At 72.1% G+C, this 20680-nt stretch carries 20 protein-coding genes and 3 tRNA genes; 17 read left to right on the top strand and 6 right to left on the bottom strand.

Annotated elements, in window-relative coordinates:
• Positions 1-23: 23 nt before the first annotated feature.
• The 5 genes from ACFYM0_RS21170 to ACFYM0_RS21150 all read left to right on the top strand — a co-directional run bounded on the left by ACFYM0_RS21170 (position 24) and on the right by ACFYM0_RS21150 (position 5856).
• Complete coding sequence (locus ACFYM0_RS21170) at positions 24-1592, top strand: NuoM family protein (protein WP_388503638.1); 1569 nt, start codon at positions 24-26, stop codon at positions 1590-1592.
• Entirely contained in the window at positions 1589-3172 is a 1584-nt protein-coding gene (locus tag ACFYM0_RS21165) for an NADH-quinone oxidoreductase subunit N (protein ID WP_388503466.1), read from the top strand. Before ACFYM0_RS21170 ends, ACFYM0_RS21165 begins: the two co-directional genes overlap by 4 nt.
• A 289-nt stretch (positions 3173-3461) precedes the next feature.
• Positions 3462-4325, top strand: coding sequence for a zinc metalloprotease HtpX (htpX, locus tag ACFYM0_RS21160; protein WP_388503463.1), 864 nt, complete (start codon positions 3462-3464; stop codon positions 4323-4325).
• Positions 4322-4714 (top strand): YccF domain-containing protein, encoded by a 393-nt coding sequence (locus tag ACFYM0_RS21155; RefSeq protein WP_327254454.1) that lies wholly within the window; start codon positions 4322-4324, stop codon positions 4712-4714. Before htpX ends, ACFYM0_RS21155 begins: the two co-directional genes overlap by 4 nt.
• A 101-nt stretch (positions 4715-4815) precedes the next feature.
• On the top strand, positions 4816-5856 hold the full coding sequence (locus tag ACFYM0_RS21150; protein WP_388503460.1) for a glycosyltransferase family 2 protein: 1041 nt from the start codon (positions 4816-4818) through the stop codon (positions 5854-5856).
• 244 nt (positions 5857-6100) lie between these two features.
• Here the strand turns inward: ACFYM0_RS21150 and ACFYM0_RS21145 are convergent, their stop codons facing one another.
• The 3 genes from ACFYM0_RS21145 to ACFYM0_RS21135 all read right to left on the bottom strand — a co-directional run bounded on the left by ACFYM0_RS21145 (position 6101) and on the right by ACFYM0_RS21135 (position 9541).
• A complete protein-coding gene (locus tag ACFYM0_RS21145; RefSeq protein WP_388503636.1) occupies positions 6101-7357 on the bottom strand; it encodes an APC family permease in 1257 nt (418 codons plus the stop codon).
• A 27-nt stretch (positions 7358-7384) separates the two neighbouring features.
• Positions 7385-8812: a SulP family inorganic anion transporter gene (locus ACFYM0_RS21140; RefSeq protein ID WP_388503458.1), complete on the bottom strand. Its 1428-nt coding sequence runs from the start codon at positions 8810-8812 to the stop codon at positions 7385-7387.
• Positions 8813-9052: 240 nt separating this feature from the next.
• Positions 9053-9541, bottom strand: a complete 489-nt coding sequence (locus tag ACFYM0_RS21135; RefSeq protein WP_243333311.1) for a YajQ family cyclic di-GMP-binding protein — start codon at positions 9539-9541, stop codon at positions 9053-9055.
• 198 nt (positions 9542-9739) lie between these two features.
• Between ACFYM0_RS21135 and ACFYM0_RS21130 the strand changes: the two genes are divergently transcribed.
• Positions 9740-9821: transfer RNA gene (locus tag ACFYM0_RS21130), tRNA-Tyr, on the top strand.
• A gap of 165 nt (positions 9822-9986) precedes the next feature.
• Positions 9987-10424: a DUF3574 domain-containing protein gene (locus ACFYM0_RS21125; protein ID WP_388503456.1), complete on the top strand. Its 438-nt coding sequence runs from the start codon at positions 9987-9989 to the stop codon at positions 10422-10424.
• An 86-nt stretch (positions 10425-10510) separates the two neighbouring features.
• Here the strand turns inward: ACFYM0_RS21125 and ACFYM0_RS21120 are convergent, their stop codons facing one another.
• Positions 10511-11167, bottom strand: coding sequence for an SDR family oxidoreductase (locus tag ACFYM0_RS21120; RefSeq protein WP_388503454.1), 657 nt, complete (start codon positions 11165-11167; stop codon positions 10511-10513).
• Between the two features lie 54 nt (positions 11168-11221).
• Positions 11222-12544, bottom strand: coding sequence for an amidohydrolase family protein (locus ACFYM0_RS21115; RefSeq protein ID WP_388503452.1), 1323 nt, complete (start codon positions 12542-12544; stop codon positions 11222-11224).
• 802 nt (positions 12545-13346) lie between these two features.
• Between ACFYM0_RS21115 and ACFYM0_RS21110 the strand changes: the two genes are divergently transcribed.
• The 10 genes from ACFYM0_RS21110 (at position 13347) to ACFYM0_RS21065 (ending at position 19445) form a co-directional block, all read left to right on the top strand.
• Positions 13347-13419, top strand: a tRNA-Thr gene (locus ACFYM0_RS21110).
• 48 nt (positions 13420-13467) lie between these two features.
• Positions 13468-13540: transfer RNA gene (locus ACFYM0_RS21105), tRNA-Met, on the top strand.
• An 88-nt stretch (positions 13541-13628) separates the two neighbouring features.
• Positions 13629-13793 carry a 50S ribosomal protein L33 gene (rpmG, locus tag ACFYM0_RS21100; protein WP_003956487.1) on the top strand — a complete coding sequence of 55 codons (165 nt, stop codon included), beginning with the start codon at positions 13629-13631 and terminating at the stop codon, positions 13791-13793.
• Positions 13794-13909: 116 nt separating this feature from the next.
• Positions 13910-14401 (top strand): MaoC family dehydratase N-terminal domain-containing protein, encoded by a 492-nt coding sequence (locus ACFYM0_RS21095; protein WP_388503449.1) that lies wholly within the window; start codon positions 13910-13912, stop codon positions 14399-14401.
• A 1-nt stretch (position 14402) separates the two neighbouring features.
• Positions 14403-14831 (top strand): MaoC family dehydratase, encoded by a 429-nt coding sequence (locus ACFYM0_RS21090; protein WP_388503446.1) that lies wholly within the window; start codon positions 14403-14405, stop codon positions 14829-14831.
• A gap of 216 nt (positions 14832-15047) precedes the next feature.
• Complete coding sequence (locus tag ACFYM0_RS21085) at positions 15048-15608, top strand: TetR/AcrR family transcriptional regulator (protein WP_388503444.1); 561 nt, start codon at positions 15048-15050, stop codon at positions 15606-15608.
• 132 nt (positions 15609-15740) lie between these two features.
• Entirely contained in the window at positions 15741-17261 is a 1521-nt protein-coding gene (locus ACFYM0_RS21080; RefSeq protein WP_388503634.1) for an MFS transporter, read from the top strand.
• 158 nt (positions 17262-17419) lie between these two features.
• A complete protein-coding gene (locus tag ACFYM0_RS21075) occupies positions 17420-17863 on the top strand; it encodes a DUF3291 domain-containing protein (protein ID WP_388503442.1) in 444 nt (147 codons plus the stop codon).
• A gap of 92 nt (positions 17864-17955) precedes the next feature.
• Positions 17956-19011 carry a UDP-N-acetylmuramate dehydrogenase gene (locus tag ACFYM0_RS21070; RefSeq protein WP_388503439.1) on the top strand — a complete coding sequence of 352 codons (1056 nt, stop codon included), beginning with the start codon at positions 17956-17958 and terminating at the stop codon, positions 19009-19011.
• A gap of 17 nt (positions 19012-19028) precedes the next feature.
• A complete protein-coding gene (locus tag ACFYM0_RS21065; RefSeq protein ID WP_388503437.1) occupies positions 19029-19445 on the top strand; it encodes a hypothetical protein in 417 nt (138 codons plus the stop codon).
• A gap of 14 nt (positions 19446-19459) precedes the next feature.
• On the opposite strand, the gene ACFYM0_RS21060 is transcribed toward ACFYM0_RS21065, so the two are convergent.
• Entirely contained in the window at positions 19460-20479 is a 1020-nt protein-coding gene (locus tag ACFYM0_RS21060; RefSeq protein WP_388503435.1) for an adenosine deaminase, read from the bottom strand.
• Positions 20480-20680: the final 201 nt, after the last annotated feature.

Below are 20680 nucleotides of genomic sequence, written 5' to 3'. Positions count from 1 at the left end.
TGATTGATATCAGCCCGTCCGTGATGCAGTTCCTTCTGGCGTTCGTCGTGGCCGGCCCGCTCGTCGGCGCCGTCGCCGCCCTCCTGCCGGCCCCGCCCGGACTGAAGGGCAAGAGCCCCGAACAGGCCGTACTGCGCCACGGGGTGACCGTGACCGGTGCCATCCTCGCCGCGGCGGTCGTCCTCGCCGTGGGCTTCGACCACGACGCCCCGTCCCGCTTCCAGGCGACGACGGACATCAGCTGGATCCAGGCGCTGAACGTCCGGATCCACCTCGGCATCGACGGCATCTCGCTCCCCCTCCTCCTGATGACCGCGCTGCTGTTCTTCCTCTGCGCGCTCTACAGCTACTTCAAGCTCCCCGCGGGCCCCTCCGCGAAGGCATTCGTCGCCCTGCTCCTGGTCCTGGAGTCAGGCACCCTCGCCACCTTCGCCGTCCTCGACCTGCTGCTGTTCTTCCTCGCCTTCGAGATGGTCCTCATCCCGATGTACTTCCTCATCGCCCGCTGGGGCGGTGCTCAGCGGCAGGCCGCCGCCTGGAAGTTCATCCTCTACACCCTCCTCGGCTCCGTCGTCATGCTGCTCGGCCTGCTGCTGATCGGCCTGAACAGCGGCACATTCGACATGGTGGCACTCGCCTCCGACAACGGCCGCGAACTGTCCCACACCACCCAGGTCCTGGCCGTTCTCGCCATCGGCATCGGCCTCGCCGTGAAGACCCCGATGTGGCCGCTGCACAGCTGGCTGCCGGACGCGCACACGGCCGCGCCCACCGTCGGTTCCGTGCTCCTCGCGGGCGTCCTGCTGAAGATGGGCACCTACGGGTTCGTCCGGATCCTGCTGCCCGCCACCCCCGACGGCATGGCCACCTTCGCCCCGTACCTGGGCGCCTTCGCCGCCGTGGGCATCGTCTACGGGTCCCTGGCCTGCCTCGCGCTCGCCCGCAAGGGCAACAAGGGCGACCTCAAGCGCCTCATCGCGTACTCCTCCGTGGGCCACATGGGCTTCGTCCTGCTCGGGATCGCGTCCATGACCCCCACCGGTGTCAACGGCGCGCTGTTCGCCAACGTCGCGCACGGCCTGATCACCGGCCTCCTCTTCTTCCTCGTCGGCGCGCTCAAGGACCGTTACGGCACGGCCGATCTGGACACCCTCGCCGGAGCCACCGGAGCGGCCCTCTACGGCCGCGCACCCCGCTTCGGCGCCCTGCTCGCCTTCGCCGCCATCGCCTCGCTCGGCCTCCCCGGCCTGGCCGGGTTCTGGGGCGAGATGCTGGCCCTCTTCGGCGCGTTCGACCCGGCCGACGGCCTGTCCCGGCCCGCGTTCCTCACGTACATGTCCGTCGGCGCGTTCGGCACCCTGCTCACCGCCGCCTATCTTCTGATCGTCGTACGGCGGGTGTGCATGGGCGACCCGAAGGCCGCGCGCGAAAGCGCCGCCGCCCCCGTGGTCCTCGCGGACATCCAGCGCTACGAGTACGCCGCCTGGACCCCGCTCGTCGCCCTCACCCTCCTCGCCGGCCTGTGGCCCGCGGTCCTCCTCGGCCTCACCGATCCGGCCGTCCAGAAGCTCCTCGCCGGAGGGAACTCATGACGGTCCTCAGCCCCATCACCAGCACCGCCATCGCCGCCGCCGATGCCCCCGGCATGGTCCAGTCCGTCGACTGGCTCGCCATCGCGCCGGTCGTCATCACCGCCGCCGTCGGCCTCCTCGTCCTGGTCGCCGACCTCTTCCTGCCGGAGCACCGCAAGCCGCTGCTCGGCTGGATCTCGGTCGCCGGACTGGCCGCCGCGACCGCCACCCTGCTCCCGCTGCGCGCCGGCGACCGCACCACCTTCTGCCTCACCGGACCCGGTACGGCGGACCCGGGCGCGTGCAGCTACGCCGCCGACCACTTCGCGCTCGTCGTCCAGTTCCTCGTCCTCGGCGGCGCGCTGGTCACCGCCCTGCTGTCGGTCACGGCCGTGCGCGAGGCGCGCATGCCGGCCGGCGAGTACTGGTTCCTGCTGCTCTCCTCCGCCGCGGGCGCGGCCCTGCTGCCGGCCTCCCGCGACCTCGCCACCCTGATCGTCGCCCTCGAAGTCGCCTCGCTGCCCGCCTTCGCCCTCGTAGGCATGCGGCGCGGCGACCGGCTCTCCTCCGAGGCCGCCCTCAAGTTCTTCCTGTCCTCGGTCACCGCCACCGCCGTGTCCCTGATGGGCGTCAGCTTCGTCTACGCCGCCACCGGCTCCCTGCACCTCACCCAGGTGGCCGACCGGCTCGGGAACGTCCCCGGGCAGCTCGACACACTCGCCATGGCCGGCGTCGCGCTCACCCTGGTCGGCTTCGCCTTCAAGACGGCAGCCGTTCCCTTCCACTTCTGGGTCCCGGACACCTACGTCGGCGCCCCGCTGCCCGTCGCCGGATACCTGTCGGTCATCGGCAAGGCCGTCGGCTTCACCGGCCTCATCCTCGTCACCGTGATCGCCTTCCCGGCGTACTCCGACGTATGGGGCCCGGCCCTGGCCGTCCTCGCCGCGCTCACCATGACCCTCGGCAACGCGGCGGCCCTGCGCCAGTCCGCCGACCGTCCGGGCGGCGCCGTACGGCTGCTCGCCTGGTCCTCCGTGGGCCAGGCCGGCTACCTGCTGGTCCCGATCGCGGCCGCCGCCTACGCCGGCCGCGACCAGATCGGCTCCACCGTCGCCTACGCCCTCATGTACGCCGCCGTGAACCTCGGCGCCTTCTCCGTGGCCGCCCTGGTGGCCCGTACGAAGCCCCTGCACCGCCTCCGCGACTACCGGGGCCTGTACGCCGAGAGCCCGCTCGCCGCCCTCGCGATGGCCTTCTTCCTGCTCTGCCTGGCCGGCCTGCCGCCGGGCATCATCGGGCTCTTCGCGAAGGTCACCGTCTTCCGCTCGGCGGTCGACGCGGGACTGGGCTGGCTCGCCGTGGTCATGGCCGTCAACGTCGTCATCGCGCTGTACTACTACCTCCGCTGGACCGCCCTGCTCTTCCGCGCCCCCGACACGGACGCGGCCCACGGGGGTGCCCAGGAGGGCGCGCAGCCCCGTACGAGGACCCCCTGGCCCGTCACGGCGGCCATCGTGCTCACCGCCGCCACCGCCCTGGTCCTCTCGGGCGCCCCGCAGCTCGTCCTGCGCTTCGCCACGGGCAGCCTCTTCCCGCTGTAGAGCCGCGCCGGGAGTACCGCCGGGGCCCGGCCGGAGCCCCTTCAGAGCCCTTCCCGGGCCCTGTCAGGGCCGTGGCCCGCCCCGCGTCCGTAACCCGTACGGCCCAACCTCCATCGCGCCCGCCGCGGCCACGCCCCCCGGTCCACCGGGGCGGCGGGCACGGGCACGCCCGGGGAACCTGCCGCGCTCACCTCGCGTTGACCAGGAAGGAAGGGTCCACTGGACCGTAGGCCCTCCGATCCCCAGATCCTGGACGGGTCCCCCTGCCGCACCACTTGGAGGGCGCACCGTGCACCGCCGGCACAACGGGCTGAAGACCGCCGTACTCCTCGGTGGTCTGTCGGCCCTCATCATCCTCATCGGAAGCTTCTTCGGCCGGGGCGGTCTGATCGTCGCGGTCCTCGTGGCCCTCGGCACCAACGCGTACGCGTACTGGAACAGCGACAAGCTGGCTCTGCGCGCGATGCGGGCCCGCCCCGTCAGCGAGTTCGAGGCACCCGAGCTCTACCGCATGGTGCGCGAGCTCTCCACGTCCGCGCGCCAGCCCATGCCCCGCCTCTACATCTCCCCGACGGAGGCCCCCAACGCCTTCGCCACCGGCCGCAACCCGCGCAACGCCGCGGTCTGCTGCACCGAGGGCATCCTGCGGATCCTCGACGAGCGCGAGCTGCGCGGGGTCATCGGCCACGAGCTCAGCCACGTCTACAACCGCGACATCCTGATCTCGTCGGTCGCGGGCGCCCTCGCCTCCGTGATCATGTTCCTGGTCAACTTCGCCTGGCTGATCCCCATCGGCCGCTCCAACGACGACGAGGGCCCGGGGCTCTTCGGCATGCTGCTGATCATGATCCTGGGACCGCTGGCGGCCTCCGTGATCCAGCTCGCCATCAGTCGCTCGCGCGAGTACGAGGCGGACGCCTCCGGGGCCCAGCTCACCGGGGACCCGCTCGCCCTCGCCAGCGCCCTGCGCAAGCTGGACGCCGGCACCAAGCAGCTCCCGCTGCCCGCCGAGCCGCGACTGGAGACGGCGAGCCACATGATGATCGCCAATCCCTTCCGTCCCGGTGAGGGATTGTCCAGAATGTTTTCCACGCACCCCCCGATGGCCGAGCGCATCGCCCGGCTCGAACAGATGGCAGGCCGCAGTCAGTGAAGACCATCCTGAATCTCATTTGGCTCGTCCTCAGCGGAGTCTGGCTCTTCCTGGGCTACTGCCTGGCGGGCGTGATCCTCTGCATCACCATCATCGGAATCCCCTTCGGCATAGCCTCGTTCCGCATCGCGGTGTACGCCCTGTGGCCCTTCGGGTACACCGCCGTCGAGCGGCGTGACGCGGGCGCCGCGTCCTGCGTCGGGAACGTGCTGTGGCTGGTCCTCGCGGGCTGGTGGCTGGCCCTCGGCCACATCGCCACCGGCATCGCGCTGTGCCTGACGATCATCGGCATCCCGTTCGGCATCGCGAACTTCAAGATGGTCCCGCTCTCCCTGCTCCCGCTGGGCCGCGAGATCGTCCCCACGGACGCCCCGTTCGCCTCGCGCTGAGCCGCGCCGGGCCCGGAGCCGGTTCATCCACTCGTATTACAGTTCCGGGTTGCGGAGAGTGACGCGGACGAGCGGCACGCACGACGGGCAGGGAAGAACCGATGTCGACTGAGCCCTTTGAGCCCTCTCAGCCCTCTGAGCTTTCCGAGCACCCCGAGCACCCCGAGCCCTCCGAGCTCCCCACGACCCTCTCGGTGGTCGTGCCGATGTACAACGAGGAGGACGCGCTGCCGGCCCTGGTCGGCAGGCTGCGCCCGGCACTCGACGCCATGGCCGTCCGCTACGAGGTCGTCGCCGTCGACGACGGCAGCAAGGACCGCACCGCGGAACTGCTCACCGAGTTCCAGACCAAATGGCCCGAGCTGCGGGTCGTGCGGCTGCGCGGGAACTCCGGCCACCAGGCGGCCCTGACCGCGGGCCTGCACAGTGCCTCGGGCGCGTACGTGGCCAGCATCGACGCGGACCTCCAGGACCCGCCGGAGAAGATCCCGGAGATGCTCGGCCTGGCCCGTGCGGACGGCCTCGACATCGTCTACGGGGTCCGGGCCGACCGGAGCACCGACACCGGGTTCAAGCGGCACACGGCCGGCGCCTACTACTGGCTGATGCGCCGCCTGGTCGGCAAGCAGGTGCCAGCGCAGGCGGGCGACTTCCGGCTGCTGAGCCGCGCGGCGGTCGACGCCGTCAAGGCCATGCCCGACCAGCACCAGGTGTACCGCCTGCTCGTGCCCTGGCTCGGATTCCCCAGCGGCCAGGTCACCTACCAGCGCGAGGAGCGGGTGGCGGGCGAGACCAAGTACCCGCTGAGCAAGATGCTCCGGCTCGGCGTCGACAGCGTCATCAACTTCTCCGCCGCTCCGCTGCGCCTGGCGACCTGGCTGGGCGTGGCCAGCTTCTTCGGCTGCCTGCTGATGGTGGGCGCCACCCTGGCGATCTACCTGAAGGGCAAGACCGTCCCCGGCTGGACCTCGCTGTTCATCGTGATGCTGTTCCTCGGCGGGGTGCAGCTGATCTGCGTCGGCCTGCTCGGCGAGTACATCGGCCGGATCTACACGGCGGTGCAGCGCCGGCCCACCTTCTTCGTCGGGTACGACTCGCACGCCGCCGCAGCGGCGCCGAACACGGAACGCCAGGCGGACTGAGGCTCCTGAAGTCGCAGGTCAGGGCGATTGTCAGTGGGGGATGTCACTCTGTGTGCATGAATGACTCCGATGCCACCGATGCCACCGAGCAGTTGCCGAAGCAGGTCGCCGGTCGCGCGCACAGCTCCCACCGGGGGCGGTACGCGGGCACCGGCACTCCGGCCGCACCCCTTCAGGAACCCCTTCAGGAACCCCGTCCGGCAGCGTCCTCCCCATAGCCGACCGGCCGCGCCCTGGGCGGGCTTCAGAGCCCGCGTGTGAGCCGTCGGCGCACGCCGTAGACCAGTGCCCCCAGCGCCAGCACCGAGGCCCCCGTGACCGCCGACGCGGCGGGCAGCGAGCAGGCCAGCACCACGCAGCCGGACAGTCCCACCGCTGCCACGGCCCGGTCCTTGACACCTGAATCGAGAGTCCACGCGGAGGCGTTCGCGATCGCGTAGTAGGCGAGCACGCCGAAGGAGGAGAAACCGATCGCGCCCCGCAGGTCGGTGGTGGCCGCGAGCACCGCCACCACCGCGCCCACCGCCAGCTCGGCGTGGTGCGGCACCTGATGCCGGGGATGTACGGCGGCCAGCGCGCGCGGCAGGTGGCCGTCCCGGGCCATCGCCAGGGTGGTCCGCGACACCCCGAGCACGAGCGCCAGCAGCGAGCCCAGCGCCGCCAGGGCCGCCCCCACCCGGACGACGGGAGTCAGTCCGGGCCAGCCGGCCGCGCGCACGGCATCGGCCAGCGGTGCCGCCGACCGACCCAGCCCGTCGGCGCCGAGCACCGACAACGCCGCCACCGAGACCGCGGCGTAGACGAGCAGGGCGATCCCCAGGGCGAGGGGCACCGCCCGCGGGATCGTGCGCTCCGGGTCACGCACCTCCTCGCCCAGGGTGGTGATCCGGGCGTAGCCCGCGAAGGCGAAGAACAGCAGCCCGGCACCCTGGAGCAGCCCGGCGGCCGCCCAGTCCGCGCCGCCGAGACGGCCGGCGTCGGCCGCACCGGAGGACAGGCACGCCACGACGACCCCGGCCAGGACGGCCAGCACCACCGCCACGATCACCCGGGCGATCCGGGCGGACTTCTGCACCCCGCCGTAGCTCGCCGCGGTCAGGGCCACCACCGCGGCCACGGCCACCGCGTGCTGCTGCCCGGGCCATGCGTAGGCCCCGACGGTGAGGGCCATCGCCGCGCAGGACGCCGTCTTGCCGACGACGAAGCCCCAGCCGGCCAGATATCCCCAGAAGGACCCGAGCCGTTCGCGCCCGTACACGTAGGTGCCGCCCGAGGAGGGATAGCGCGCGGCCAGCCGAGCCGAGGAGTGCGCGTTGCAGTACGCCACCAGGGCCGCGAGCGCGAGCGCCGCGAGGAGCGCCCCGCCGGCCGCGCGCGCCGCCGGGGCCAGCGCGGCGAAGATCCCCGCGCCGATCATCGCGCCGAGCCCGACGACTACGGCGTCGAAGACGCCCAGGGTGCGCTTCATTTCGCTGTGCGTGGCATTGGCGTTGGCGTTCATGGCGTTCACGGCCGGAGGGTATCCGGGCTAGGTGACGCCTTCCCTGCCGGGGACGGGCGTACGGCTGCGCTCCCAGCCGTCCAGTGCGGTCAGACAGGCGTGGTCGAGGTGGCGCAGCCCGCTCAGGTCGAGGCGGACGGCGCCGCCGCGGGGCAGCGCGTCCAATTCGTCGAGCAGTTTGGGCAGTCGGAGGAAGCTGGCGTTCCCCAGGATCCGGACGTGCAGTTCGTCGCCCTCCCACACCGGCTCGATGTGGACGTGGGAGGTCTCCCAGGCCGCCTTGGCGACGGCGAGTCCCAGCCCGGCGAGCACCCCCTCGAAGAGGTTCGTGGCCACGATCGCCGAGGCCGTCGACACCAGGACGACCGCCTCACCCCGGTGCGACCGCCACAGGGCGGCCACGGCCCGCACCGGCAGCAGCTTCCAGCCGGCGTGCAGCAGCACCCCGGCCAGCGCGGCGAGCGGGACGGACTCCAGCAGTCCGGGGACGGCGACGGCGAACAGCAGGAGCCAGCCGCCGTGCAGGATCCGGGAGGCCCGAGTGCGGGCGCCGGCCTCGACGTTGGCGGCGCTGCGGACGATGACGGCGGTCATCGGCAGGGCCCCGAGCAGCCCGCAGAGGGTGTTCCCGACGCCCTGGGCGACCAGTTCGCGGTCGTAGTCGGTCCGGTCCCCGTCGTGCATGCGGTCCACGGCCGCGGCACTGAACAGCGTCTCGGCGGAGGCGATCAGAGCGAGCGCGACCACGGTTCCGACGGCCCCCGCGGAGGCCAGCACTCCGAAGTCCTCCCAGTCGGGCGGGGTCACGGCCGACAGGACGCCCGTGACCCGGACCCGCTCCACGGGCAGCCGCAGCAGTACGGCCGCGGCGGTCGCGGCCGCGACCCCGACGAGCGCCCCCGGCACGAGCCGCAGCCGGTCGGGCAGCCGCCGCCAGGCCACCAGGACCGCGACGGTCCCGGCCCCGAGTGCCACGGCGGTCCAGTCGACACGCCCGCCGAGATCCAGGGCTCCGGCCAGTTTCTCCAGGGTCCGCGCCGGGGCCTCCACACCGGCCAGGGCGTAGAGCTGACCGGCGATCAGCACGAGCCCGATGCCGGCCAGCATTCCGTGGACGACGGCCACGGAGATCGCCCGGAACCACCGTCCGAGCCGTAGCGCGCCCATGCCCAGCTGCACCAGTCCGGCGGCCAGGACGAGTACGCCGAGCGCGGGCAGCCCGTAGGTCCGTACGGCCTCGTAGACGAGCACGGTGAGTCCGGCGGCCGGGCCGCTCACCTGGAGGGAACTGCCCCGGAACCAGCCGGTGACCAGCCCGCCCACCACCCCGGTGAGGATCCCGAGCTCGGCCGGCACCCCGGAGGCCACGGCCACTCCGACGCAGAGCGGTAGCGCGACCAGGGCGACCACCACGGACGCCCCGAAGTCTTCACGAAACGTGCCGGCCCCAGGCATGCGGGAACCCCCTGTCGAGGCGGTGACGGACACCCCTCACCCTGGTGGGCGCACTCCCCGCGGCCCAAGTGCACACGGAGGACACCACAGGCGCGTACGCCGTTCACGCCCGGCACACACCCGCCGAGCGCCGGTCTCCGCGACACCGCCCGCGGCACCCCGCCGCAACGACCGCGGCCCGGCGGTCCTCGAAGGACCGCCGGGCCGGCGTACGGGCTGAGCCGAGGCCTAAGCCGGTGATCAGCGGTAGTTCACGAACTGGATCGCGAAGTCCAGGTCCTTGCCCTTGAGGAGGGCCTGGACTTCCTGGAGGTCGTCGCGGCTCTTGGAGCTGACGCGCAGCTCCTCACCCTGGACCTGGGCCTTGACGCCCTTGGGGCCCTCGTCACGGATGATCTTCGCGACCTTCTTGGCGTTCTCCTGGGAGATGCCCTCCTCGATCGTGGCGAAGATCTTGTACTCCTTGCCGGACAGCTGCGGCTCACCGGCGTCGAGCGCCTTGAGGGAGATCCCGCGCTTGACCAGCTTGGTCTCGAAGACGTCCAGGACGGCCTTGACGCGCTCCTCGGAGTTCGCCTCCATCAGGATCTTCTCGCCGGACCAGGCGATCGTGGCGCCGGTGCCCTTGAAGTCGTAGCGCTGCGAGAGCTCCTTGGCGGACTGGTTGAGGGCGTTGTCGACCTCCTGCCGCTCGACCTTCGAGACGATGTCGAAACTGGAGTCGGCCATGTGCTGTGGCTCCTTGAAGTCGGTAGTGACGGCCCCGAAGGGCACGGCCGGACATCCCCGGACCGCTCCGCAAAGCCTAGCCACCGCGCCCACGTGCGGCGCTGATCAATCCGGTGGCGAAGCACCCCCGGTCATCAGGTATCGTTTACGTCGTTGCCACGGAGCGCCGCCGCAAGGCGGAAAGATGGCAGCGATCATGGCGGTGTGCCCGAGTGGCCAAAGGGAGCAGACTGTAAATCTGCCGGCTCAGCCTACCCAGGTTCGAACCCTGGCGCCGCCACGCGAGTGAAACCCTCGCTCATTGCAGAAATGCGATGGGCGGGGGTTTTCTCGTATGCCCGGAAGGGGCCGCCCGCGCGTCGCCCGCGGCCGGTCCGAGCAGGGCGCGGTGAGCCCATCGGGCGGATCTGGCGTGCCGATGCGGGGTCCCGGTCGTTCATCCGGCGTGAAATGGACTTCTGACGCACGCGGAAAGGTCGGCGGCGGGGTGCTCCTCGCCCTGCTGGGAGCGGGGATCCCGGCTCTGGTCGGAGCCGCGCTGAACAGTGATGTGGGGCATCCCTACCAGGAGACCCGGCTCTACTTCGGCACCGAGCGGCCGGACGGCCGTCCACCGGTGGGGGAGCGGGAGTTCATGGGGTTCCTCGAACGGGAGATCACCCCTGCCTTCCCCGAAGGGCTGACCCTCCATGACGGGCGCGGCCAGTGGCAGCGGGACGGGGAGATCATCCGTGAGACCTCGTACGAGGTGGTGCTGCTGTACCCGGAGAAGGAGGCCGGCGAGCGCGGCGAGCGCATCGAGCGGATCCGGGAGGCGTACGAGAAGCAGTTCGAGCAGGACTCCGTCGCGCGTTCCGACGACCGGTTGACCGCCGATTTCTGACCGCCGATTTCCGACCGGCCGACCGGTGGTCCGCGACCGGCCGTACCCCGGCCGGCTTCGGGCCGGCCGGGGCCCGACGGGCGGGGCTAGTTGCCCGCCACGTCCTTGACCGCCACCGGGACCGGGGTCGATCCCGCGATCAGCTCCAGGGTCAGACCCGCGGTCGCCGGTGTCTCGATCAGCTCCGCGAGCACCGCCGCCACGTCGTCGCGGGTGACCGGCCCACGGCCCGTCTGCGCCTCCAGGCGGACCAGGCCCGCACCCTCGTCGTCGGTCAGCGAGCCCGGGCGCAGGATCGTCCACTCCAGTCCCAGACGGGTGCGGACGTGCTCGTCGGCCTCGCCCTTGGCCCGCAGGTAGGCGTCGAAGACCTCGTCCCCCTCGCGCCGGGTGTCGGCGCCCATCGAAGAGACCATCAGGAAGCGGCGCACCCGGGCCCGTTCGGCGGCGTCCGCGAACAGCACCGCCGCGCCCCGGTCGACCGTGTCCTTGCGCCCGGCCCCGCTGCCGGGGCCCGCGCCCGCCGCGAACACCGCGGCGTACGCGCCCTGCAGGATGCCCGCCACGTGCTCGACCGACGCCGATTCCAGGTCGCACAGCACCGGTTCGGCGCCCGCCTCCCTGAGGGCGTCGCCCTGTGCCGGATCGCGGATGATGCCCGCGACCTCGTACCCGCGCGCGGCGAGCAGGCGCTCCAGCCGCAGCGCGATCTGACCGTGTCCACCCGCGATGACGATGCGCATGTCACGACCGTACGACGAGCCGGGCGCCCGCGCCCGGGAACATGCGGTGAACCCTCAGGGACCGGGCTCCATACGGCCCTGCCGGGGCAGGTCCAGGGCCACCGCGACGGCGGAGTCGCAGTACTCCCGTACGGCACTCGTCCGGGCTACCACCCGCCCGCGGTGGATCACGATCCGGCTGTACGCGAGGGACAGCACGCTCGCGATCCGGTCCCCGCGCACGGCGAGCAGCTCCGCCGGGAAGCCGGCCTCCACCCGTACCTCGGGCAGGCCCATCGCCTCGCGGGCGGCGCCGGCGACCGAGTGGTAGGCCTCGGCGGCGCGGAGCCCGCCCTGGGAAGCCAGGAGGTACGCGGCTTCGAGCGGGTCCCCCCGCCCGACCGGGTTGCCCGCGTCGCGCAGAGCCCCGCTGCCGGCCGCGACACGGACCCCGGCGGCGCGCAGCAGCCGTACGGGGGCGGTGCGCAGGCCCCGCCGTTCCAGGGCCGCGCAGTCGCCCTGGGGGAGGCAGGTCACCTGGACGCCGGCGGCCGCCAGCTGGTCGGCGGCCCGGGTCGCCACGTCCAGCGGGAGCCGGGACAGACCGCCGCAGGGCCCGATGGAGACCCCGGGCCGCAGCCCGCCGGCCATCGCCGCGAGCCGGGACAGGCGGGCGGGGTCGTCTCCGTCGGTGTGCAGGTCGACGGGGCAGCCGTGCTCGGAGGCCAGTTCCAGTACGGCTTCGAGGAAGCCGGTGGGGTCGGGGTCGAGGTCGGGGCAGCCGCCGATGACGGAGGCACCCATCTTCACGGCGTCCCGCAGCATGGCGAGCCCGTCGGCCCCGGCCACCCCGGTCAGCAGGCGGGGCACGGCGACGGTGGTGAGATCGGTGAGCCCGCGCAGGGAGCGGCGGGCCTGGAGCACGGCCTCCAGGGGGCCGAGGCCGTGTACGTCGGCGATGCGCACGTGGGAGCGGACGGCCGTGGCGCCGTGCCCGAGCTGGAGCAGGGCGGCCTCGGTGGCGCGGCGCTGCACCTCGTCGGGGGCGTAGGAGACGGGCCCCTCGCTGTCCGCGGTCAGGGCGGTGTCCCCGTGGGAATGGGGCTCGGCGGGCGCGGGGAGCAGCAGGTAGCCGGTGAGGTCCACGCGGGCGCCCGCGGCGGCGGGCAGGCTGCCGGCCGTCCCGACGGCCTGGATCCGGCCGCCGCCGAGGCGGACGTCGACCGTGCGGCCGTCGGTGAGGCGGGCGCCGGTGAGGAGCAGAGTGGAGGACTCGGGGGCCACCGGGCCCTGGCTGCCCCGGGCGCTCTCGGGGCCGTGCCCCTGTCCCTGCCCCTGGCCGCTGCCGGGGCGGTTGCGCGGGGAGTGGGACGGCTGCTGCGGCGGGCTGTCGGACATCGCGCTCCTGCGGTGGCTCGGGCGGTTCCTGGGGCCGTGGCCGCGGCCCGCGGCCCAAGATCACGCAGCGTGCTCAGAGCCTAGGGGGCAGGGGTGCTCGCTTCGCGGAAGAGGGCAATAGTCGTACCGGTGCGTCCGGGTGGACCGCACTGCCTAGGTCCCTCGAGGGCCCGAGAGGAGCCGGGGCCGGACCGGGCCGGGGCCGGACCGGGCCGGGGCCGGACCGGAGCGGGAGCCGAACCGGAGCGGGAGCCGAACCGGACCGGACCGGGGCCGGACCTGAAGCCGGGCCCGGAGCTGACCTGCGGCCCTTGGAGCGCGTCCCCGGAGCCGGCCCTCGGATATCCCCCGGGTCCCCCCCCAGCTCACCTCCCGGCTCCCTCGGAGCCCACTTCCCGAGCCCACTTCCCGAGCCCACTTCCCGAGCCCGCCTCCCGGAGTCACCCGTAGGGACTCGCGTCCCGCCCCCGCCCCCGCCCCCGTCCCCGTGCCCGCCCCGCCCCGTGCCGGCGTGACGACGTGCCGGCGTGACGGCTCGGTGGTGGTGGGGAGAGGGCCCCGCGGGGATGGCTTCGGCGGGTAGGGGTTCCGTCGGGGGTTCGGCGGGGCTGGGTGGTGACTCAGGGTGGAACTCGGGTGAGCGCGGGTGTGATGCCTGACACCTTTCGGGGTGAAAGGCGCCCGGAGGGGGGTCGCGGACGCGTTTCGCGCGGATCAAGAAAGGCGCTGATGGTGCTCCGAGGCCAGTCCCCGCAAAGGATTTGGGCGATCGGCGGGCGACCGTGTAATGTCTTCCTCGCTCGCCCCAATAGCTCAGTCGGTAGAGCGTCTCCATGGTAAGGAGAAGGTCTGCGGTTCGATTCCGCATTGGGGCTCTGGTGAGAGAGGTTCCCCACCCTCGGGTGGGGAGCGGATCTCATCAAAGCGGCGTAGCTCAGTCGGTAGAGCAAGCGGCTCATAATCGCTGTGTCACCGGTTCAAGTCCGGTCGCCGCTACACACAGTAGCCGATTGCGGGGTCGGTCTCCCGATCGGCTACTCTTTTATGCGTTCATCCGTCCAATTGTCCGTCAAGGAGCACTCACGTGGCTGCCACCGACGTCCGCCCGAAGATCACGCTGGCCTGCGTGGAGTGCAAGGAGCGGAACTACATCACCAAGAAGAACCGGCGTAACAACCCGGACCGTCTTGAGATGAAGAAGCACTGCCCGCGTTGCAACTCGCACACCGCGCACCGCGAGACCCGCTAACAACTGGCGAAGTCTCGTACAACAGGCACAGTCTTACCGTCATGAGGTCGTCCCCTTCATTGGGGGGCGGCCTTGTGTCGTTTCGACAGATCGTTTCAACAAGGAGGTAGGGAGTCATGGCGCTCGACCAGTCCTTCGTGGGGCGGAGCTACCCGCCCACCGATCCGTACGAGGTCGGCCGGGAGAAGATCCGCGAATTCGCGGTCGCCGTGGGTGACGCCAATCCGGTGTACGTGGATCCCGAGGCAGCCAAGGCGTGCGGTCACCAGGACGTCATCGCCCCGCCGACCTTTGTGTTTGCCATCACATTCGCGGCGGCCGGCAAGGTCATCGACGACCCGCAGCTGGGACTGGACTACAGCCGCGTCGTGCACGGCGACCAGAAGTTCGCCTACACCCGCCCCGTGCGGGCCGGTGACCGGCTGACCGTGACCTCGACCATCGAGGCCATCAAATCGCTCGCGGGCAACGACATCGTCGACATCCGCGGCGAGGTCCACGACGAGTCCGGCGAGCACGTGGTGACCGCCTGGACGAAGCTCGTCTCCCGGGCGCCCGAGCCCGCCGCCGAGCCCGTCGCCGCCGGTTCCGCTCCCGAGGAGGCCTGAGATGGCTGCCCAGATCCAGTACGACGACGTCGAGGTCGGCACCGAGCTGCCGGCGGCGTCCTTCCCCGTCACGCGGGCGACGCTGGTGCGGTACGCGGGTGCGTCGGGCGACTTCAACCCGATCCACTGGAACGAGAAGTTCGCCACCGAGGTCGGACTGCCCGACGTGATCGCCCACGGCATGTTCACCATGGCCGAGGCGATCCGCGTGGTGACCGACTGGGTCGGCGACCCGGGTGCGGTCGTCGAGTACGGGGTGCGGTTCACGAAGCCGGTCGTCGTTCCGAACGACGAGCAGGGTGCGCTGATCGAGGTCACGGCCAAGGTCGCGGCGAAGCTGGACGACAACCGGGTGCGGGTTGACCTGACGGCCATGAGCGCCGGGCAGAAGGTGCTGGGGATGTCGCGCGCGGTGGTGGCCCTCGCGTAGCGGGTCCCCTCCCGCCGGGTCTCCTGGGAGTCCCTCGGGTCCCTGGGTCCCACGGATCCGTCGGGTCCCTGGTCCCTCGGGTCCCTCAGGCCCCATGCGTTTCAGGCGTTGCCGACAAGGCTCTGACCGGCGAGGAAACTCGCAGGTCAGAGTCTTTTTGGTGCTCGTTCCGGGATACGGCTTGTTAAGTTAGTGATTGAGCACTAACTTTGAAGCATGGCAAGGATGAGTGCGGAAGAGCGGCGCGAGAGCGTCATCCTGGCGGCGATGGGTGAGTTCGCTCGGGGCGGGTACTACGGGACCTCCACCGAGGCGATCGCCAAGCGGGTCGGGGTGTCCCAGCCTTACCTGTTCCGGCTCTTCCCCAATAAGCAGGCCATCTTCCTGGCCGCCGCCGCGCGGTGCATGGAGGACATCCGGCTCGTCTTCGAGGAGGCCGCCAAAGCCCTCCCGGTCGAGGGTGAGGATGCGGTCGAGGTGCTCGGCGCGGCCTACATGAAGCTGATCGCCGATCAGCCCGAGAAGTTGCAGATGCAGCTCCAGACGTACGTGACCGTCGCCGCCGCCGAAGCCGCCGGGGAGCCGGAATTCGGCCAGATGGTGCGGGCCGCCTGGATGGAGCTGTGGGACACCGTCCACGTACCGCTCGGGGCGGACGTGGCCGAGACGACCACCTTCCTGGCCTACGGAATGCTGATCAACACCCTGTCCGCCATGGGGTTCCCGGCCCAGCACCGGGTCTGGGACGGCTGCTATCCGGGCCTGCGGCCCCAGTAGGGCCGATCAGGGCCGATCAGAGGCCAAGCAGGGACCGGTGCGCCGATTGCGCCGGCCGGGTCTGCCACCCCGGCGGTGCAGGGGCACGGTCATGCCCGTTGAAGTTAGTGATCAATAACTAGTTTTGGGGGAATCGTGCAAGACACCAAGCTTCGCGGGCCTGCGGTCTGGGCCCTCGTCATCACCGGGGCCGCCAGCTTCATGGCCGCCCTCGACAACCTCGTCGTCACCACCGCGCTCCCGTCCATCCGTGAGGACCTCGGCGGCAAGCTGGAGGACCTGGAGTGGACGGTGAACGCGTACACGCTCACCTTCGCCGTCCTGCTCATGTTCGGCGCGGCCCTCGGCGACCGGTTCGGCCGCCGGCGGCTCTTCATCGCCGGTACGGCCGTGTTCACCGTCGCGTCCGCCGCCGCGGCCATGTCGCCCGGCATCAACGAGCTCATCGCCGCCCGGGCCGTTCAGGGAGTCGGCGCGGCGATCATGATGCCGCTCTCGCTCACGCTGCTGACCGTCGCCGTCCCCGCCGCCCGGCGCGGAATGGCCCTCGGCATCTACGGAGCCCTCACCGGCCTCGCCGTCGCGAGCGGGCCGCTCATCGGCGGCAGCCTCACCGAGCACATCTCCTGGCAGTGGATCTTCTGGCTGAACGTCCCGGTCGGGCTGGCGCTCATGCCCCTCTCCCGGATGCGGCTCGGTGAGTCCACCGCCCCCCAGGCCAAGCTCGACGTCCCGGGCACCCTGCTCATCAGCGGCGGGCTCTTCGGCATCGTCTACGGCCTGGTCAACGCCAACGCGGACGGCTGGACCAGCCTTCCCGTGCTCACCTCGCTGCTGGTGGGGGCCGCACTCGTGGGCGGGTTCATCCACCACGGCTTCCGCAACGCCAACCCGGTGCTGCCCATGCGGCTCTTCCGCGACCGGGGCTTCTTCGGCATCAACATGGCGAGCCTGCTGATGTTCGTCGGGATGTTCGGCTCGATCTTCCTGCTGAGCCAGTTCCTCCAGGGCGTCCTCGGCTACTCGCCCACCGAAGCCGGGCTGCGCATGCTCCCCTGGACGGCCATGCCCATGATCGTGGCCCCGATCTCCGGGATACTCTCCGACCGGATCGGCAGCCGGCCCGTCGTGGTCACCGGGCTGGCGCTCCAGGCCATCGGCCTCGGCTGGTTCGCCGTGATCCTGGGCACCGAAGTCTCCTACGCCGCCCAGCTCCCCGCGATGATCATCAGTGGCATCGGGATGGGCCTGTTCTTCGCCCCCGCCTCCAACGCCCTCATGTCCACCGTCGCCCCCGCCGACCAGGGCAAGGCCGCCGGCGCCAACAGCGCCCTGCGCGAAGTCGGCGGAGCCCTCGGTGTCGCCGTCCTCGCCTCCGTCTTCTCCGCCCAGGGCGGCTACCAGTCCGGGCAGACCTTCACCGACGGCACCGTCCCCGCCCTGTGGATCGGCGGCGCGGCCGTCGCCGTGGCGGCCGCACTCGCACTGCTGCTCCCCGGCCGGGCCGCGGAGAAGGCCCGGGCCGCCCTGTCGATGGAGGACCGGCCGGCGCAGGACCGGCCGGCGGACGCCCAGCCGGAGGGTGACCGGCCGGCGGACGACCGGGGTACGGCCCCGGCCGGCGGGCGCGCCCCCGAGAAGGCGGCCGTCTGAGGGTCCCGCTCGCCGGCCGGGGCCCGCGCGGCGGCCGGCCGGGGGGACCGCAGCAGCCGCACCGCACGCAGTCCCGTACGGCATGACCACGACACGACACGGCACGACACGACACGGCACGACACGACGCGAAAGAACACGAGCGAGGAAGGACCGTCATGCCCGACGTCCCCTGGTCCACGCCCACCCGGCCCGACCCCGGCGCCGAGGTCTACGTCATGGCCTCGCGCTTCGAGACCGCGAGCCTGACCGGAGCCCTGCGGTTCTTCCTGAAGTCGCCCGGCATCGTCCTCCAGATGCGCAAGGCCCCCGGAGCCCACGGGGTCGCCCTGCGGGCCCGGGTCCTGCGCCGCACCTTCCTGACCCTGTCCGCCTGGGAGGACCGGGACGCCCTCTACCGCTTCGCGGGCAGCGAACCGCACCGCTCCAGCTCCCGGTCGGCCGCCGCTTACACGAAGGAGGCCGGGTTCGCCTTCTGGACCGTCCCGGCGAGCGAGCTCCCCATCGGCTGGGCCGAGGCGGAACGCCGCCTCGCCGAGGCGAAGAAGGCGAAGACGGAGAAGGAAGAGCAGAAGGAAGAGCAGAAGGAGGGGCGGGGCTGAGGCGGGCCGATCCCGCCCCGTACGGCCCTGCGGTACGCGTACGGTCCGTGGCCCCGCCCGGTCGGGGGGACGCGGACCGTACTCTTGTCCACGTGCAGGAACTCCACGACGCCCCCCTCGCCCCGCTGACCACCTTCCGGCTCGGCGGCCCCGCCGCCCGGCTGGTCACCGCGACCACCGACGCCGAGGTCGTCGCCACCGTGCGCGCCGCGGACGAGAGCGGCACCCCGCTCCTGGTCATCGGCGGCGGCAGCAACCTCGTCATCGGTGACCAGGGCTTCGACGGCACCGCCCTGCGGATCGCGACCACCGGGTTCGCGCTCGACGGGACGCGCCTGGAGCTCGCCGCGGGCGAGAACTGGAGCGAGGCCGTCGCCCGCGTCGTCGACGCCGGGCTCGCGGGCATCGAATGCCTCGCCGGGATCCCCGGCTCGGCCGGCGCCACCCCGATCCAGAACGTCGGTGCGTACGGCCAGGAGGTCTGCGACACGATCACCGAGGTCGTCGCCTACGACCGCACGCGCGGGGAGACGGTCACGCTCCCGGCCGACGAGTGCGCGTTCTCGTACCGCGACAGCCTCTTCAAGCACCAGCCCGACCGGTACGTCGTCCTGCGCGTCCGGTTCGCCCTGGAGGACGCGGGCGGCCTGTCCGCGCCGGTCAAGTACCCCGAGACGGCCCGCGCCCTCGGCGTGGAAGCCGGCGACCGGGTGCCCGCGGCGCAGGCCCGCGAGACCGTCCTGCGGCTGCGCGCCGGCAAGGGCATGGTCCTCGACCCCGCCGACCACGACACCTGGTCGGCCGGCTCCTTCTTCCACAACCCGATCCTCGGCGACGAGGCGTACGCCTCCTTCCTCGCCCGCGCCCGGCAGCGGCTCGGCCCCGACGCGGCCCCGCCCGCGTACCCGGCCGGCGAGGGCCGTACGAAGACCAGTGCGGCCTGGCTGATCGACAAGGCCGGCTTCACCAAGGGCTACGGCGACGGCCCCGCCCGCATCTCCACCAAGCACACCCTCGCGCTCACCAACCGGGGCGAGGCCACCACCGAAGACCTCCTCGTCCTGGCCCGCGAGGTCGTCGCGGGCGTCCACGCGGCCTTCGGCGTCACCCTGGTCAACGAGCCGGTGACGGTCGGCGTCAGCATCTGAGGAGTCCCGGCCCGCCCATGCTCTGTCCCCTGCACGGGGCCGGTACGGACCCCACCCGGCTGGTGGGACGCACGATCGACAAGGTCGTCGCGTCCTGGCACATCAGTGACGGCGAACGCTCCGAGGCTCCCCTCGACGTCTGGCTCCTCGACAGCGACGGCGAGTCCACCCGGATCACCACCGGGTCCGACGCCTGTCTCATCGTGGAATCCGAGGCACCGCACGAGCCCTACGACATGGGGGAGTGGGGCCGCATCGAGGTCGGCGAGGACCTCGGAGACCACCCCTTCCTGCGCCACCTCGGCGAGACGGTGGAGTCGGTCGCCGAGTACGCGCTGCCCGCGCAGGGGCGCACCCACCTGGAGATCGGGTTCCCGGACGGCGCCCGGGTGCGTGCCGACTGCCACGAGGGCGACCTGCGGCTCACGCGCTGACGCGCGCCGCCCCCTTACGAGGCGATCCAGTGGTCGATCCCGGCCAGCAGCTTGTCCTGGACGTCGGAGGGGGCGGCGCTGCCGCGCACCGACTGCCGGGCCAGCTCGGCCAGCTCCGCGTCCGTGAAGGCGTGGTGCCTGCGGGCGATCTCGTACTGGGCGGCGAGCCGGGACCCGAAGAGCAGCGGATCGTCGGCGCCCAGGGCCATCGGGACCCCGGCCTCGAAGAGGGTGCGCAGCGGGACGTCCTCGTGGCGCTCGTACACCCCGAGGGCGACGTTCGACGCCGGGCAGACCTCACAGGTGATCTGGCGGTCGGCGAGGCGTCTGAGCAGGCGGGGATCCTCGGCGGCCCGGACGCCGTGCCCGATGCGGGCGGCGTGCAGATCGTCGAGGCAGTCGCGGACGGAGGACGGGCCGGTGAGCTCGCCGCCGTGCGGGGCCGCGAGCAGTCCGCCCTCGCGGGCGATGGCGAAGGCCCGGTCGAAGTCGCGGGCCATGCCCCGGCGCTCGTCGTTCGAGAGGCCGAAACCGACGATGCCGCGGTCGGCGTAGCGGACGGCGAGCCGGGCCAGGGTGCGGGCGTCGAGGGGGTGCTTCATGCGGTTGGCGGCGATGACGACGCGCATGCCGAGGCCGGTCTCGCGGGAGGCTGCGTCCACGGCGTCGAGGATGATCTCCACGGCCGGGATCATCCCGCCGAGGAGGGGGGCGTAGGAGGTGGGATCCACCTGGATCTCCAGCCACCCGCTGCCGTCGCGGACGTCCTCCTCCGCGGCCTCGCGGACCAGGCGGCGGATGTCGTCGGGCTCGCGGAGGCAGGAGCGGGCGGCGTCGTAGAGCCGCTGGAAGCGGAACCAGCCGCGCTCGTCCGTGGCGCGGAGCTTCGGTGGCTCGCCGGAGGTGAGGGCGTCCGGGAGGCGGACGCCGTACTTGTCGGCGAGCTCCAGCAGGGTCGACGGGCGCATCGAGCCGGTGAAGTGCAGGTGGAGGTGGGCTTTCGGCAGAAGCGTGAGATCGCGTGCGTGCTCCATTTGTTGATCCTGCCGCACCGCCGCCCTCGGCGGGAGGGGGTTTTACCGATCGGGGGCTTGCGCGAACGCATGAGCGGGCCTGCGGGGAGCGGAGACCGCTCGGCGCGGGTCCGGGGCGGAGCCCCGGGGAACGGAGGAAGGGCGGCAGGGGACAGGCCCTGCGCGGCGGCACCCTGAAGGCGGGCCGGGCCGGGCGGCAAA

This window comes from Streptomyces sp. NPDC006487 (assembly GCF_042870555.1).
In the GTDB taxonomy this organism is placed as follows: Bacteria; Actinomycetota; Actinomycetes; order Streptomycetales; family Streptomycetaceae; genus Streptomyces.
Note: the sequence above shows the minus strand (reverse complement) of the source record. Positions and strands in the feature narration are given on the sequence as shown.